The organism is Neoluteolibacter marinus, from assembly GCF_014904755.1.
Taxonomy (GTDB): Bacteria; Verrucomicrobiota; Verrucomicrobiia; order Verrucomicrobiales; family Akkermansiaceae; genus Haloferula; species Haloferula marina.
In genome coordinates this window covers 52,311-68,572 of record NZ_JACZFQ010000013.1, presented here as the reverse complement: position 1 = coordinate 68,572, position 16,262 = coordinate 52,311, and the positions used below count along the sequence as shown (strand labels likewise).

The 16,262-nt window shown below is 66.1% G+C and carries 10 protein-coding genes; 5 read left to right on the top strand and 5 right to left on the bottom strand.

Going from position 1 to position 16,262, the window contains the following annotated elements; genetic code table 11:
- Window positions 1-4 precede the first annotated feature (4 nt).
- Window positions 5-1,444, top strand: coding sequence for a methyltransferase (locus IG178_RS03305; RefSeq protein ID WP_193211082.1), 1,440 nt, complete (start codon window positions 5-7; stop codon window positions 1,442-1,444).
- Window positions 1,445-1,453: 9 nt separating this feature from the next.
- Here the strand turns inward: IG178_RS03305 and IG178_RS03300 are convergent, their stop codons facing one another.
- Window positions 1,454-4,813 carry a mechanosensitive ion channel domain-containing protein gene (locus IG178_RS03300; protein ID WP_343225921.1) on the bottom strand — a complete coding sequence of 1,120 codons (3,360 nt, stop codon included), beginning with the start codon at window positions 4,811-4,813 and terminating at the stop codon, window positions 1,454-1,456.
- A gap of 198 nt (window positions 4,814-5,011) precedes the next feature.
- Here IG178_RS03300 and IG178_RS03295 point away from each other — a divergent pair, with 198 nt between their 5' ends.
- Genes IG178_RS03295 through IG178_RS03280 form a run of 4 tightly spaced genes read left to right on the top strand, consistent with a single transcriptional unit; the run spans window position 5,012 to window position 12,070 of the window.
- A complete protein-coding gene (locus tag IG178_RS03295; protein WP_226894705.1) occupies window positions 5,012-7,204 on the top strand; it encodes a hypothetical protein in 2,193 nt (730 codons plus the stop codon).
- A complete protein-coding gene (locus tag IG178_RS03290) occupies window positions 7,201-9,897 on the top strand; it encodes a DUF1592 domain-containing protein (protein ID WP_193211079.1) in 2,697 nt (898 codons plus the stop codon). The genes IG178_RS03295 and IG178_RS03290 overlap by 4 nt, the downstream gene beginning before the upstream one ends.
- Window positions 9,894-11,201: a DUF1552 domain-containing protein gene (locus IG178_RS03285; RefSeq protein WP_226894703.1), complete on the top strand. Its 1,308-nt coding sequence runs from the start codon at window positions 9,894-9,896 to the stop codon at window positions 11,199-11,201. The genes IG178_RS03290 and IG178_RS03285 overlap by 4 nt, the downstream gene beginning before the upstream one ends.
- Before the next feature lie 5 nt (window positions 11,202-11,206).
- Window positions 11,207-12,070 (top strand): alpha/beta hydrolase, encoded by an 864-nt coding sequence (locus IG178_RS03280; protein ID WP_193211078.1) that lies wholly within the window; start codon window positions 11,207-11,209, stop codon window positions 12,068-12,070.
- Between the two features lie 46 nt (window positions 12,071-12,116).
- Here IG178_RS03280 and IG178_RS03275 read toward each other — a convergent pair whose 3' ends face one another.
- The 4 genes from IG178_RS03275 to IG178_RS03260 are packed head-to-tail and all read right to left on the bottom strand — an operon-like array spanning window position 12,117 to window position 16,255.
- Window positions 12,117-14,546, bottom strand: a complete 2,430-nt coding sequence (locus tag IG178_RS03275) for a hypothetical protein (RefSeq protein WP_193211077.1) — start codon at window positions 14,544-14,546, stop codon at window positions 12,117-12,119.
- Window positions 14,547-14,549: 3 nt separating this feature from the next.
- The gene (locus tag IG178_RS03270; RefSeq protein WP_193211076.1) at window positions 14,550-14,972 is read right to left on the bottom strand and encodes an ExbD/TolR family protein; all 423 of its coding nucleotides are present in this window, start codon (window positions 14,970-14,972) and stop codon (window positions 14,550-14,552) included.
- Between the two features lie 6 nt (window positions 14,973-14,978).
- Window positions 14,979-15,455, bottom strand: coding sequence for a biopolymer transporter ExbD (locus IG178_RS03265; RefSeq protein WP_193211075.1), 477 nt, complete (start codon window positions 15,453-15,455; stop codon window positions 14,979-14,981).
- A complete protein-coding gene (locus IG178_RS03260; protein ID WP_193211074.1) occupies window positions 15,452-16,255 on the bottom strand; it encodes a MotA/TolQ/ExbB proton channel family protein in 804 nt (267 codons plus the stop codon). The genes IG178_RS03265 and IG178_RS03260 overlap by 4 nt, the downstream gene beginning before the upstream one ends.
- Window positions 16,256-16,262: the final 7 nt, after the last annotated feature.

The window sequence follows — 16,262 nt, the reverse complement described above, 5'->3', positions numbered from 1 at the left end:
TCCGATGTTTCCCGCCCAGGAACTCGCTGCATGGGACCCCGAGCCGCTCCGCGAGGCTTTGCAGGCGGCCGGCTACCGGGGAAAAAACTTCCGGCCGCTCGACGGCGACGGCCGCATTCTCGCCGCGGACCCGGGAACGCCGGGCATCGATCTTGCCCTCCGCCTGTTCTCCTCGCCCGCCGGGATCCCTCGGGCCGCTGCCGAGTCGCTGCTCGGAGCCGCCCTGCCACCGCTGCTCGAACTGGGTCTGCTCGTGGAAAGCGATCCGGGACAGATCCGCTCCTGCGCACGGCTCGAGCCGGACGGTGACGGATGGTTTGCCTCCGATCACACCGGGTCGATCACCGGGCGGCCCGACCATGTGATGGGCATCGGCCGCAGCACCCGGATTCTCGGTGCCCTGGCTGCGGCAGGCACCGGCACCCGCGCTCTCGACCTCTGCTCCGGGGCCGGCTGGATCGCGCTGGGTCTCGCCAAAGCCGGCGGCAAGGTCACGGCCACCGACCTCAGTGGCCGTGCCGTCGACTTTGCCCGCTTCAACGCCCGCCTTGCGGGCGAAGATTCGATCGAATGGCTCCAGGGCAACCTGCTTGAGCCGGTGGCCGGCCGCCAATTCGACCTGATCACCGCGAATCCTCCCTTCGTCCTCTCCCCGGAGTCCACGTTCACCTTCCGCGATTCAGGACTCCCCGGCACGGCCTTCGTCGAAAACCTCGCCCGCTCGTTGCCGGATCACCTCGCGCCGGACGGGATCGCGATCATGCTGCTGAGCTGGTACGACGACGGCCGGGACGAGAATTCCTCCGCTCCCCTCGAATGGACCAGCGACCAGCCGTGCAACGCCTGGCTTTTCCGGACCCTGACCCAGGATCCGGCGGAGTACGCCCGCCAATGGTTGCGCGACATCCACGGTGGGGCCCCTCCTCCCGCCGCTGACCTCGAGCGCTGGATCTCGTATCTCGCCGACCTCGGCGCCCGCCGCGTCCACACCGGGTTCCTCATCCTCCAGCGGTCCGACGGCCCCCGCTGGACCCGCTCCGACGTCCGCCGGATCGAGCAAATCCGCTCCGACGCCGGCCAGGACATCCAGCGCGTCTGCCGGGGCGAAAACTGGTTGGCCCGCCATCAGCCCGATGAGCGGATGATCCTAAACACCCGCTTCGGCGTTGCGCCCGGGCTGCGGGCCGAGACCGTCTCCCAGCTCGACCAGCAATGGTCGGCCATCGCCATCCGCCTGCTCAGCCCCGGCCGGCTCGCCTATGACGGCCCGGTCGATGCCTTCCTCCTCCAGCTGCTTGCCCATTGCAAGGACGACGCGACGCCGGGGGAAATGGCCGTTCCACCGGCCGGAGCCGTGTCCCTTTCACCCGATCAGTTCCATGCACGCGTCGCGCTGCTGTGCCGCGAGCTGGTTCGCCACGGAATCCTGCTCCCTCCTGATTGAGGCCCGACGTCACGGCTTGGCGTCGTCCAAGGAATCCGATGGCTTCTCCGGCATCGACCGGATGTGGATATCCGTCTGCGGGAAGGCGATCTCGATCCCGGCCTTGCGGAAGGCGTCGTCGATCGCGAAGTGCAGCTCGTTCCGGGCCGGGAGCAGGTCGTCCACCGAGCCGACATGGGCCCGCAAGATGAAGGCCAGGGAACTGTCGGCAAAGTTGTCGAAGACGGCCATCGGGGCGGGATCCGCGAGTATCCGTTCGTTCTCGCCGGCGACCTTTAGCAACAGGTCCCGCGCGAGCCCGGTGTCGGACCCGTAGGCGATGCCGACCGGCACATCGACCCGCAGGATGTTGTCGCTGAGCGTCCAGTTCACCAGCTGGCCGGTGATGAACTCCTTGTTCGGCACGATCAGTTCGCGGCTGTTGAATTGCCGGATGGTCGTGGCACGGATCCGGATCTGGGTGACCTTGCCGTCGATCCCGTCGATCGTGACGATGTCGCCGAGACGGATCGGCCGCTCGAACAGGATGATGAGGCCGGCGACGAAATTGGCGAAGATCTCCTGGAGTCCGAAACCGATCCCCAGCGTGATCGCGGCCGCGATCCACTGGATCTTGCCCCAGGTGATTCCGACCTGGGCGAAGGCCGCGACCAGACCACAGACCACGATCAGGTAACGGATTGTGGTCGTGAAGGCGAAGCTGCTCCCCGGCTTGAGGTTCATGTGCCGGAAAAACATCAGCTCGAGCAGGCCCGGGATGTTCCTTGCCGCGACGAAGGTCAGCAGCATGATGATGATCGCGGTCACCAGATCCTGGAGCGTCACCTCGCCGGGCGAATCTTCCTGTGCCTCGGGGGCCGCCTTCGACGTCGATGTCAGCGGCCGGGTGAGATTGGTCACGGGGTTCTCGGTCGCCTTGGCTTCCTCCGCCGGGGCCGCCTCGGTCCACAAGGTCACACGGTCCAATGCCGACAACGCGGGAACCGCCGGCCGCCAGATGCCGAAGATCCCGAACGCAATCGCGGTGATCGCCGCCGCGCGCACCAGGCGGTTGGTCTGCTCCTCGACTTCGACCACCTTCAGCGCGTTCGCCTTGACCTCCTCGACCGACGGCTCGTTCTGCGGTTTCGCCCCGGGTTCCGCCTCCTTGGCCGCCCGTTCCTCCAGCGCCGCGGCACGGCGTTTCAGCGCCTGCTGCACCGCGAAGCGCCGGCGGGAAACCAGGATCCAGCGATACAGCATGCTGGCGACCCACAGGGTCACCAGGATCAGGCCGACCGACATCAGGGCCTGGATCCGGAGCCCCTGGACCGAGTCGTAGTAGCCGACCGCCGCCCCCGCGATCAGCGCGATCGTGCTCGCCAGACCGATGATGTACCAGGTCTTGGCAAAGCGGTCCGCAATCCGCCCGTGCCAGTGGAGCAACCCCTTGGAAGGCCGCAGCAGGTGGATCACCAGCCCGAGAAAGACCGCCACCACCGCAATAAACGAGAGCCGTCCGGCGGAGCTCGCCTCGGAGTCCAAGGGCAGCGCGATGGCGAGGAAGAGAAACAGGGGCAAGGTCGGGATGAACCAGTCGAACGCCTTCCGGAGCAGCGCGCAGCGGCCCGCTTCCATGCGGAAATGATCGACCATCACCCCTTCGGGATGGGCCAGGACCCGCAGCAGGATCGCGCCCGAAAGGAAGCCGGCGACATTGCGGATCCCGTGGGCCACCCCGACCGGACACTCCCCCGACCGCAGGAAGATGAACCACATCGCCAGCGGGATCGGCGCGGCGAGCTTGATCGAGTAGAGCATCGCTTTCGCCGTCGGCACGAAGCTGGTGCAGTTCCGTTTGACCGCCTGCTGCCCGCATTCCTTGAGGTGGGCGCGATAGGTGCGGCGGCGCACCACCAGGTAGCTCACGCAGCAGCCGGCCAGCAGCCAGAGCCAGAAATTCTCCCGCATGTCGCGGAACAGCGGGGCGAAAGGCCGCCGCGCGAACATCTCCTTGATGGCCTTCGCCTCGATCGCCGGCTCGTCGAGCCCGATGGGCGTGGTGCTGGGAATCCAGAGCAGGCGCTTGTCCACGAACAGCGCGAAGGCCCCGGACTCGTCGATCAGGCTGCGAACCGCAGTGGTCGTCGCACCCAGGGTCTTGATGTAGCCCTGGTGGTCTTCTATCAGGGTCCGCAAGGTGGCCATCCGCTCGTTCCACAAACGGCTCAGCTCGGGCGCCGAGTCCGCGGCGGGCGCCGTCTGGGCCAGCAGCGATGACTGCCGGTCCTCGAGCGCGATCAGATCGATCTGCGCCTGCGCCGACTTCTCGACCGCTTTTCTCAGCTGGTCGCGCAAGCTGCGGGTCAAAGGCAAGGACTGCCGCTGGGAGCGGAGCAGGCGCCCGGTCGCGGGATCGATCCGCAAGTTGACCTTCTCCAGGAGATTGACCCGTTGCTGGGCTCCGAGGAACTGCTGGGAAACGCGGGCGACCGATTCTTCCAGATTCGCGAGATCGGCGGCCGCCGTGGCCATCCGCACACTCAGACCATCCTTCCCGCCATGCCTCTCCGCCAGCTCCAGCCGCTCGCGGGCGATCGCCTCCGCCTCGGCGTTGCCCGCGACGTCCTGGAGATCCTTGCGGGCCCGCTCGACCTCGTCGCTTGCCACCATCTGTCGCCGCGCATCGACCCGGGCCTGCAGCAGCTCCGCCAATTCGTTCAATCCGGCCACCCGGCGGGCAAGCATCGCGGATTCCGCGGAAAACAAGGCCGGGCTCGCCTCGGAATAGCGCAGTTCCGCCTGGTACTGTTTGGTCTGCTCTCGCAGCAATTCGCGCCGGGCCAGGGTCTCCAGGTATTCGGCCTTCTTCAGCTCGGGATCCGATGGCGCCGGTGCCTCGGCATCCGCGAATTCGCCGAGATCGGCTCCCGCTTTGGCGATCATCCCGGGAAGTCCGGCCTGCCGCAGCAGCCGGTTCTTGCCCAGCTCCAGATGCGCCTGGGCGGCCTTGCGAGCCTCGGCCAGCTCCGCCTTGACGATCTCCGTCTGCCGGACGAGATCGTCCAGCGAGCCATCCACCGAAGCCGGCATCTCGGGCTCGGGCCTCGGTTCGGCATTGCGTGCCGCCAACTCCTCAAGCGCCGCGGGGATCCCCGCCAGCTTCTTTTGGTAGTCGCCGGCCGCCGCGGTGGCCTTCTTTGTCTCGGCCAAAAGCTCCAGCACCCGCTTATAGGTCTCGATGACCTTGAGGCTCTCCTCCCCGCCCGCCGGGTCGGTGGAGAGCGCCTCGATCCGCGCTTCAATCTCCGCCGCTTTGATGGCCGCCTCCTCGCCCTCCGCCCGCACCAGGCCGCAGGCCAAAAGGGTCACGCCTGCCAGAGCCGCCACGCCGCGACGGATCGTTCTCAAACCCATGCCATTCCACGTCCCCGCGTTTTCCATTGGCCGCGAGGTTAAGGGCATCCGGGCAAATGAAAAGTGGCTCTTTGCCGGTCGTAGACTGCCCCCATGTTCCGGCCCTCGACCCGAACCCGCCTCAACTTTTCCCAGCCAACATGCCGAAATCTCGCGGCCTGGCTTTGTCTTTTGACCGCCCCGACCCGCGCCGACGAACTGCGGGCTGGCAACGCCACTCTCACGGTGACGGTGGGAGAAACACCACTTCTACGGTTCAATCCCCAGGCTGGCTTGCCCGCGGAATGTCCCCTGCCCGGCCCCCTGCTGCTGACCGTTCTTTCCACGACGGGAAGCACCCACGAACTCTCCGGAACCTATGATTCCGTAGAGTCGGACAACGCCGGTTTGCAATGCCAGGGGCAGCTCACGACCCCTGCAGGCAGCGTATTTCTTTTCAACGACCGCTACACGGCCACGGACGAGGCCATCGAACTCGAACGACGCGTCGCGGTGGAATCGGTGGCCGCAATCGATGAAGGCTTCGTTTCCAGCTTCAAGCTCGGACTCCCGGGCGACCGAAGCCTCTCGGAGCGCGAACTCTTCATCCCGGGGATCTGCTACCGAAAGAACGCGCACGTCCCCGCCCACGCCCTGGCCGCGGATCTTTCGGAGGAAAGCATCGTCGTGCGCGAGGACCGGATGCCGCTCCCGCTCGTGATGACGCGGGATCCCGGCAGCGGCTTCACCGCGGCCCTGATCCACCTGGCGCCGGATGGCTCGACCAGCATGGCTGACGCCAAACCGGAGCGACTGGTGGATGCCCGCCTCCAATTCGCATCGCTCGGCATCGCCGGCCAAGCGCAACCAGCCCTGACCATCAAATACCCCGGTATCGAGGGCCAGCGCACCTACCTCAAACCCCGCGGGCAACGCCGGGACACCCACGGGTGGAGCGAGAGGTTCCACCCGGTCCGCAAGGACATCGACCATGCCTACAAGCTGCGGATCGAACTCGCCGGCCACGCCGGCTTTCCGGCCGCCCTCCGCAGTGTCTGGCGCAGCGCTTTCGAACGCATTCATCCCGCTCCGACGAGGGCCGACATTGCCGGGAGCTACGATGCCGGGATGAAACTGGTCGCCGCATGGGCCGGTCCCCACGACGGCCACTACGGATTGCCGTTCCGGCTGAAGCTCCCGGAGGGCCGGCTGGAGGGGAAGGAGCACCTCAACTTCCAGATGGGATTTGTCGGCCAGCAACTGCCCCTCGCCTATCACCTCATTCGCCGCGGGATCGAAACGCAAGACGCCGCCATGACCCGGCAGGGCGAGGCGATGGTCGACTTCTGGGCCAAGGAATCACGGACGCCCGCGGGCCTTCCGAGAACCTGGTTCGACACCTTCCCGAAGCCGCACTGGCGGGACTACAACACCTTCCTCCGGGTCGCCAGCGACGGCATGACCGGTGCGCTGCGGGCCTGGGACATCATGGCCTGGAACGATCACAAGAAGCCGGAGTGGCTGCGGTTTTGCCGCGGCTTCGGCGATTGGCTGGTAAAGCAGCAGAATCCCGACGGCTCTTGGTTCCGCGAGTTCCGGCAGGACGGAACCCCGGTCGACCGGGGCAAACAGAACACCAGCCACCCCATCCCCTTCCTGCTCGGACTCGCCATCGCCACCGGCGACGGGAAATATCGCGCTGCCGCGCTTAGGGCCGGGGACTTCTGCTGGCGGGACGTGCATGAAGCCTTCGCCTACGTCGGTGGCACGGCGGACAATCCGAACGTCATCGACAAGGAAGCGGGCTTCCTGGCCTTGGATGCCTTCCTCGCGCTGCACGATGCAACCGGCGACGCCCGCTGGCTGGAGGCGGCTTCACGGGCCGCGGATTTCACCGAGACCTGGGCCTACTGCTGGAACGTCCCGATGCCGGAGGACGACCCCGCCGTGGTGTTCCCGAAAGGCGCGGCGACCACCGGCTTCAGTGTGATTGCCACCGGCCACTCCGGGGCCGACCTGTTTCTTGCCGGCGCGCCTTTCCTCTACTACCGGCTCTATTTGAAAACCGGTGACCGTCACTACGCGGAGTTCGCCCGCCAACTCCTCCACGACACCCGGCAGAGTGTCGATATCGACGGCTCGCTCGGTTACGGCCACACCGGGCTGTGCACCGAGGCCGTGTCCCTGGCATCCCCGCGCGGCCGCGGGGTGAACACCTGGCTGCCGTGGCTCACCTACAGCATGGTCGATCCGGTCGCGAACCTCCAAGATGCCTTCCGGATGACAGACATGCCGGTCGTCGAGGGCGAACGACTTGAAGAACTGCGGGCCCGCGACCGTAGTTTCGGACGCGTCCGCGGACTCCGCAGCGCGATCGCGAAATGAAACCACGCCTCGCCCCGATCCTTCTCGCCCTGGGAGCCCCGTCGCTTTCCCCGGCGATCGACGAGGCGGCGTTCCAGGCGACCATCCGGCCGATCCTCGAGGATTACTGCATCGACTGCCATTCGGCGAAGCGACAGAAGGGCGACCTCGATCTGGAGCGCTTCGCAACGGTCGCGGACATCCGCGCCGATCCCGGGGTTTGGCAACACGTCGAGGAGCAACTCGACCTCGACGAGATGCCGCCGCGCGACAAGACCCAGCCTTTGGCCGGGGAAGAGGAGACGCTGCGTTCCTGGGTTCGCGCGACCTTGAAAGAAATCGCCCGGGAAAGCGCGGGCGATCCGGGGCCGGTGGTGGTGCGGAGGCTTTCGAACGCCGAATACACCTACACCTTGCGGGATTTGACCGGCATTGATTCGCTCGACCCCGCCCGCGAGTTTCCCGTCGACGGCGCGGCAGGCGAAGGCTTCACCAATGCCGGCGCGGCGCTGGTCATGTCGCCGGCCTTGTTCACCAAATACCTCGACGCCGGCAAGGAGGTCGCCGCCCATGCGGTGCTGCTGCCGGATGGCATCGGATTTTCGGAGAAAGTGACCCGCCGCGACTGGTCGGAGGAGAAGCTCAAGGCGATCCGCGACTTCTACGGCCGCTTCGTCGAGATCGGCGAGGCAACCCGGGTCAGCGTGCAGGAGGTCAGCTTCCAGTCGAAGGACGCCGGGGTGATCCCGCTCGAGAAGTACTTCGAAGCGACCTTCGCGATCCGCGACGGCGGGGACCTTGAAGAGATCGCCGGGGAACGCGGGCTGAGCCCGAAGTATCTCCGGACCTTGTGGTCCGCCCTGAACGATCCGTCACCTTCTCCCCTGCTCGAGGTGGTGCGCCGTCGTTGGCGTGAATCGAACAGCTCCGCGGAGACGGCCGCCACGGTCCGCACTTGGCAGAAGGCGCTGTGGCGCTTCGAGACCATCGAGCGGGTCGGCCGCCCGGGTGGTCCGCAAAAATGGCAACAACCCGCCGCGCCCGGCGAGCTGGACGAGGCCCTGCGCAAGACGGTTCCAGACGGGATGTCACTGGCCGACCTGGCGCCCGGCTTCGACGCCTTCCGCGAACTCTTCCCTGCCGCGCTCTGCTACGAAAGGATCGTGCCGATCGACAGCGTGGTGACGCTCTTGCTCTACTTCCGCGAGGACGAGCAGCTCCGCCGGCTGATGCTCGACGACGCGCAGGCCGCCGAACTCGAACGGATGTGGCACGAACTCCACTTCGTCAGCGAGTCTGCCCTCCGCCAGGTGGATGTCTACGAGCAGGTCTGGCAATTCGTCACCCAGGGCGGCGAGAACGATCCGGCGAAGAACCCGCTGAACCCGCTTCGCGAGCCCATCATGAAACGCGCCGAGGATTTCCGAGCCGAGCGGATCGCGGTGGAACCGGCGCAGCTCGATGGGGTTCTGGATTTCGCCGGCAAGGCTTGGCGCCGGCCGCTCGCGGCTCCCGAGAAGGATCAACTGCGCGGGCTCTATCAACAGCTGCGCGACGAGGAGCTGCCGCACGACGACTCGATCCGTTTGCTGATCGCCCGGGTGCTGGCGGCACCGGCCTTCCTCTACAAATTGGAATCGCCGGCCGCGGGTGAACGGGCAACGCCGGTGAGCGACCTGGAACTGGCCACACGGCTGAGCTACTTCCTCACCAGCAGCACGCCGGACGACGAGCTGAAAGCGCTGGCCGCGGAGGGAAAACTCGGCGATCCGGACGTGCTCGCCGCGCAGGCGAAGCGGCTGCTTTCGGGCCCGGAAGTCCGCCGGATGGCGATCGAGTTCGGCGCGCAATGGCTCCACGTCCGCGACTTCGACCAGCTCGATGAGAAGAGCGAGACGCACTTCCCCGGCTTCGCCGCGATTCGCGCCGACCTCGACGAGGAGCCGGTTCGCTACTTCACCGATTTCTTCCAGAACGACGGCAGCGTGACCGGCCTGCTCGACGCCGACCACACCTTCGTCAACGGCCGGCTGGCCAATTACTACGGAATCCCTGGTATCGAGGGTGACGAATGGCGGCGGGTCGACGGCCTCCGCGAACACGGCCGCGGCGGGGTGCTGGGATTCGGCGCCACGCTGGCGATGCAAAGCGGTGCCTCGCGCACCAGCCCGATCCTGCGCGGCAACTGGATCTGCGAGACCCTGCTTGGCGAGAAGCTGCCTCGCCCGCCCAAGGGCGTGCCCACCTTGCCCGAGCAACCCCCGGCCGGCCTGACCGAGCGGCAGTTCACCGCGCAGCACAGCGAGGACCCGAAATGCTCGCGTTGCCACCTGCGGATCGATCCCTTCGGCTTTTCTCTCGAGGAGTTCGACGCCATCGGCCGATTCCGCAGCGTGGACGCCGCCGGGCTGGCGATCGACGCCAGCGCGAAGACGCCCGACGGCGCGGAGTTCACCGGCATCGACGGCCTGCGCGCCTACCTGATGAACAAGCGCGGCGACGACTTCGTCCGCCAGTTCTGCAAGAAGCTGCTCGGCTACGCGCTCGGCCGCGGCGTGATGCTGAGCGACGAACCACTCCTCGATGAAATACAGGAGCGGCTCGCCGAAAACGACCACCGTGTCAGTATCGCGATCGAGATGATCGTGCGCAGCCCGCAGTTCCGCGAGATCCGCGGCCGCGACTTTGTCTCCAACGACCCCAACAACCCATGAGTTCGCTCCACCGCTTCACCCGCCGCTCCTTTCTCCGCGGAGCCGGCGTCACCATGGCGTTGCCCTGGATGGAATCCTTCACCGTCTGGGGCGACGAGCCTACCGGCAAGGAGCCCGCCAGCCAGGCCCCGGTGCGGATGGCGGTCCTGTTCGCCGGCAACGGCTTCCACTCGCGCGAGTGGTGGGCCAAGGGCGAGGGCAAGTCGATGGAGCTCGGTAAGGTCCTCTCACCCTTGATGCCGCACCGCGAGAAGATGCTGTTCATCCAGGGCCTCACCAACGCCGAGGCGCAAAAGGGCAACATCCACAGTTCGCAGACCGGCAACCTGCTTTCCGGGGCACCGCTGGCTTCGGGTGGCGAGATCCGCTCGGGCACCAGCTTCGACCAGCTCGTCGCCCAGCAGTACGGCCGCGAGACCAAGGTCCCCAGCCTGGTGCTCGGCTGCGAGAAGTCGAATCCGTCGGTCCACAAGAACTACTCGATGCTCTACAGCTCGCACATCTCGTGGACCTCGCCGACCACGCCGACGCCGCTGGAAATCTATCCCGCCCTCGCCTTCGACCGGCTCTTCAAGGACACCGTCAGCCGAGGCGACCGCAGCGTCCTCGATGCCGTGCTCGAGGATGCCAAGGACGTGCGCCGCGGGGTCAGCAACCGCGACAAGCAGAAGCTCGACGAGTATCTCAACTCCGTCCGCGAGGTCGAACAACGGATCGAGAACGCCGGCAAGCGCGGCGAGTTCCGGGGCTGGCGGCCGACGCTCGACAAGCCGAACATCCCCCGCCCCGCCGATGGCATCCCGCAGGACGTCGGCGAGCACATGCGTCTGATGTGCGACATCCTGGTGCTGGCTTTCCAGACCGACACCACCCGTGTCTGCACGCTCAAGCTCAACAACGACCACTCGTCGATGCGCTTCACCAACCTCGGCATCGACTACATGATCCACCACCTGCTGTCGCACACCGACAACGAGGACTGGCTGAAGGTGAACCAGTTTTTCCTCGAGCAGTACGCCTACCTCGCCGGCCGGCTCGATTCGATCCAGGAAGGCGAACGGACCTTGCTCGACAACTCGATGCTGATGTTCTGCTCGTCGATGCTGACCGGCCACCACGACGCGTCGCAGCTCCCCGTCGTCGTGCTCGGCGGTGGCGGTGGCAAAATTGAAGGCGGCCGCGTCTTGAACTACCGCGATCAACCCGAGCGCCAGATGTGCCGGCTTTACCTTTCACTGATGGACAAGATGGGCATCCGCCCCGGCGCTTTCGGTGACGCCACCATGGCCCTGCAGGAAATCTGAATCCCATGAAGACCGTCATCGCGCTCATGGCGCTGCATTCCGTGGCCCACGCCGTGCCGGAGGGAACAAAGGTCCTAAAGGATCTGCCCTACGTCACCGATGGCCATGCCAGCCAGAAGCTCGACCTTTACGTCCCGGCCAAGCCGACGGGGCCGCTCTACATCTACATCCACGGCGGCGCGTGGTGGGGCGGAAGCAAGGACGGCGTCTATCACCTCGACCTGCTGGAAGCGGGCTACGCCGTCGCCAGCGTGGAATACCGCTTCAGCCAGGACGCGGTCTTTCCTGCGCAGATCCAGGACTGCAAGGCCGCGGTCCGCTGGCTCCGCGCCCATGCCAAGGAATACGGCTACGATCCCGCCCGGATCGCCGTCTGTGGTGACAGCGCGGGCGGACATCTCACCGCCATGCTGGCGACCACCGGCGACACCAAGGAGTTCGATGTCGGCGAGAACCTCGATCAATCGAGCGCCATCACTTGCGGGATCGACTACTACGGACCGACCGACTTCGTGAGCTGGCAACCCGCCAGCAAGGACCCGATGATCCAGCGCGGCGGCAAGGGTTCCTGCCTCGAGCAACTCTTCGGCGGCCCGGTCGACGAGAAGACGGAGCTGGCCAAATCCGCCAGCCCCGTGACCTGGGTGACCAAGGACGACGCGCCCCTGCTCATCTTCCACGGCACCGAGGATCCGCTGGTGAAAGTCCGCCAGAGCGAGCTGCTGGTGGAGGACTACAAGGAAGCCGGCGTCGAGGTCGAACTGGACGTGATCGAGGGTGCCGGCCACGGCGGCGCTCCTTTCTGGTCGGATGGCCAGCCGGAAAGAATCCGCCGCTTTCTCGCGCGCCATCTGGACAAGAACCCCTGATTTCCCGGGCCTTTCCGCTCGCGATCACCCCGCCGGGTCCACCACGTCACTTCATGACCTCCGGCGGGCAAAGCAAGACGCTCCAGACGCAGTGGACGGGCCCGTTTTCGATGCGGACGAGCATCTTGTTGTAGCCCTTCCGGAAGTGGACCCGGCGGTAGCCCTCGCCGAGGTTCCAGGACGACTGCCCGCGGTCCTGCCAGATGATCTGGTCGTTGAGCCACACGCTCGCGGCGTCGTCGCTAGCGACCGCGATGAGCATGTCGCGGTCGTTCTCGAACCAGACCTCGGTGTGTGCGTAGTAGGTGCTGGCACCGGAAACTTCCGGAGGCTGGCAGCGCACGGAGTCGCTCTGGTAGAACTGCCAGCGCAGGTCCTTTTGCGGATGATCCGGCCGGTCGGAGAACTTGCCGTCGCGGTACACGGCGTCGAAGTCGATCTCTTCCTCCGGCGGATGCTTGACGTCGAAGTCGATGCTCCCGCGGTTTTCCCAGGGACCGATCACATACCAGGTGTCGAGGTAGAGCCAGCCGCTGCGCAGGCTCTTCTCGGTGAAGCGGCGGCCGGGCAAGGCCTTCGCCATGATCGCACCTTGGTCGAGACTGATCGTCTTCTGCTTGCCATCGGACGCCGCCATGTTGGCCCCCTCGCCGCTGAAATCACCGCGCATTCCCTGCGAGTCGCCGTCGCCGCTGCCCATGCCCGTCATGTCCACCACCGCTCCGTAGCTGTTCTGGGACCGGGCGGCGGCCAGCCGGGCCGAACTGCTGGAGAAGGCGCTCCCGCTGAACTCCCGCGACTGGGTGAGCGAGCGGTTGTCGGCCGTCCCTAACAATCCCCGCGCCCGCGAGGCCATGTCATTCACCTCGTTGGTGGCGCGGTCGAGGTTGTCGCGGAACTCGTCGAGTTCGCCCACGGTGCCCGGAGCGGGTTCGTGTTCGGCAAGCTGGTTCGCGAGATCCGGCCGATCCGGCGTGTAGGCCCTCGTTTCTTCCCGCGTTTCGGCGAAGCTCTGGTTCTCCGTCACCGCCTTGGCCGCGGCGTTGACGTCGGCATAGGCTTCACTGATTTGTGCCTCGATCTCGCTGGCCTCCTGGTATAGCTCGGCCGGGGTGGCGTTCGCGGGCGCGGCCTGCGGCGACAACTTGTCGGCGACCGACTCCGAGGTGTCATTCATGGTCGCCAGGTCGGTCTTCTCCGCGAGAGCGTCGAGATTCTCGGCGATCGCCTCGGCGGCGCGCTTCGACTCGGTGATCTCGCCACGGACATCGTGGAGATCCGGCGTTTCCTCCATCCGCTGGTCGAGCTTCGCCTGGATCTCCTCGAGCTCCTTCTTGAAAACCTCCGCGTTGTCCGGAGAGGGAGCGTCGCGTTCGATGTGCTCCGCGAGGGCTTCCGCCATCTCCATTTCCGAGCCGTCGATGGTGGTGCCACCGCTGAAAAAGTCGGCGGCGAGACTCCCGCCCGGCGCGGTGACGTCCCGGCCGTCGATGTAGATCCGCGCGGTGCCGGCGGACTTGTCGATCGCGACGGCGACCTCGTGCCAGGCCCCGAAGCCGAACGCACCGGGATGCGAACGGACCTCCTGCCCCTCCGCCTTCTCGCCACTGGTCGAGAGCACCACCTGGCCGGCGGTGGCGTCGGCGGCGGTGGGATCGATGGACACCCGGAAGCCGCGGTTGTTCTCGCCGGAGTGGGAGTTAGCGAAGAGCAGCTGCGGACGCTCGGTTTTCGGCTTCAAGCTGGCCGAGACGATAATCGTGAAGGCGTCGCCGAAATCGATGGGCCAGAATTCGGCGCGTGAGTTGACTCCGTTGCCGGACAAGGCCTGACCACCGGAGCTGGGGCTGTTGACCAGCTCGGCTTCCCGATCGAGAAAACCTTCCCTGCCGGTGACCGCGTCCTTGAGGTCGCCGTCGAACGCAAATCGATGGACCGGCGTTCCCTCGAATGGAGGAGCGAGGACGGCGCGGTGGATGACGACGCTGTCGAGGAGGCCCTTGGCGCTGCGTTCGTAGCCGTTCTGGTAACCACCGACGACGAAGCTGCGGCGGTTCACGTTTCCGATGAACTTGGCAACGTGCTCCTTCAAGTCTTCCGCCTGCTGCGTGAAGGTCACTTGGGCGTTGGCGATGATGTCCTTTTCCTGCCGTTCGCGCAGTTGCGCGAGTTCCCGCTGCTGGCGCTCCAGAATCTCATCCCGCAGCTTGCGGAGTTCATCGACCTGCCGCTCGAGCTTGGCCTTCTTGGTCTTCTCGAGGTCCTTCTTCAGCTTCAGCGCGGTCTTCTCGTCGAGCCGCTGGCGCTCCCGCTTGAGACGGTCGTGCTCCTGGCGGGCGAGTTCGCGCTTGCGGACCTCCTCGGTGCGCTCGGCCTCCTTGGCCGTGTCGAATTCCATCCGGGTCTTCATCCACGGCGCGAGCATCCAGACGAGGATGGCGTGGAGGACGAGGGAAATGATGAGGATTTTCTTCATCGGTCAGCGGGCGTTGTAGCGGTCGTCGTAGGTGCGGATGCCCACGTTCGCGAGACCGCGGAACTTGCAGGAGTCCAGTACTTCGACCACGATCTCGAAGGGGGTCTCGTAGTGGGCGTCGAGGCGGATCCGCTGGTCGGGATGCGCCCCGGCGATCTCGGCCAGCTCGGCGTGGAGGTGGGTGCGGGAAACCGGATCACCCTGCCAGAAAACCTCGCCGGCTTCGTTGATGCCGATCACGAGCTGGTCGTCATCGGGCGGCAGCTTGACCGCGGACGACGACTCCGGCGGGACAATGTCGATGTCGCGGTCCTTCTTTTTGTACATCGTGGCGACGAGGAAGAAGATCAGCAGCAGGAAGACGCAGTCGATGAGCGGCCCCATGGAGACATCGGGCTCGGGCTGGCGGCGGGATCGGAGGCGCATGGGAAATCAGTCGGATCGGGAGGCTTCGCCGGTCTGGCCCAGGGGGAAGTCGCGGATGCGGAAGCGGATCGAATCGAAGCCCGTCTGCTCGAGGCGGTCCTGGGCGTCGATGACCTTCTGGAAGGGCGTGCCGCGTTCGACGACCACCGTGACGGGCTTGGTGCCGCCGCGTTCCGCGAGCAGGTTGTCGAGCCAGGACTGCGGGTCGTCGAGTGGCGTGAAGGCGCGCACGCCGGACCAGTTCTGGCCGACCGGCGAGTAGAGCGCGCCGAAGGTGTCCACGCCGATCGGGAACGAATCGTCGTTCGGCTCGGGCGTGATCGCGGAGGTGTCGTCGGACAAGGTCACCGGGATCTGGCGCTCGAAGCGTTTGATCATGCTGGTAACCAGGAAGAAGACGAGCAGCAGGAAGACGCAGTCGATGAGCGGTGAGAGCAGCACGCCGGTCTCCGCCGGCCGCTTGCGTTTGGCGCGGAGGTTCATTTGCGGCTGAGGAACCAGTCCTTGAGCAGGGACTCGCTTTCGATCTCGATCGAGCCGGCGATGGTGTGGACGCGGCGGCGCGACCAGTGGTAGCCGAGCAGCGCGGGGATCGCGAGGATCAGGCCGACCGCGGTGGTGATGAGTGCCTTGGAAATCGAGCCCGCCAGCAAGGACGCGCCGCCTTCATCACCGAAGACCTCGACCAGCTTGAAGGCTTCGATCATCCCGATCATCGTGCCGAGCAGCCCGAGCAGCGGCGCGATGCCGGCGATCACGCTGAGCGGGTTGCACTTCTCCTCCTGATCGAGCACCGCGCGGGCACCGATGTCGGCCGCGCCGGACTGAAGGACGTCGAAGTTGGTGCCGCGGAACTCGACGAGGTGGCGGATGATTTCCGAAGCCGTCGACGGGTGCTTCTTGCAAGCGGCGAGGATGTCGTCGTAGCGGCGTTCGTGGAACATCGGACGCACTTCCTTGAGCAGGGCGGGCGGCATGAACTTGCCGCTGCGGAGGGTGAAGAAGCGCTCCAGCAGGAAAGCCAGCATGCCGACCGAAAGGATCGCCAGGGCGACCATGGTCAGCCCGCCCTCGAACATCTCCTCGATCCAGTCAACCTGGACGAGTTTCGACTCCATCGGGTTCTCGATGAGTTCCTTCTCGACCTTCATCTCCACCTCGCCGGCGGCCGGTTCGGCGAGCACCGCGTCCTGACCCTTGGCGAGATGCGGGGACCAGGCGGCGACAAAGAGCAGGAAGCCGGAAACGGCGGCCAGGGAGGCGAAGCGGAGTCGTTGGATCATGGTGGCG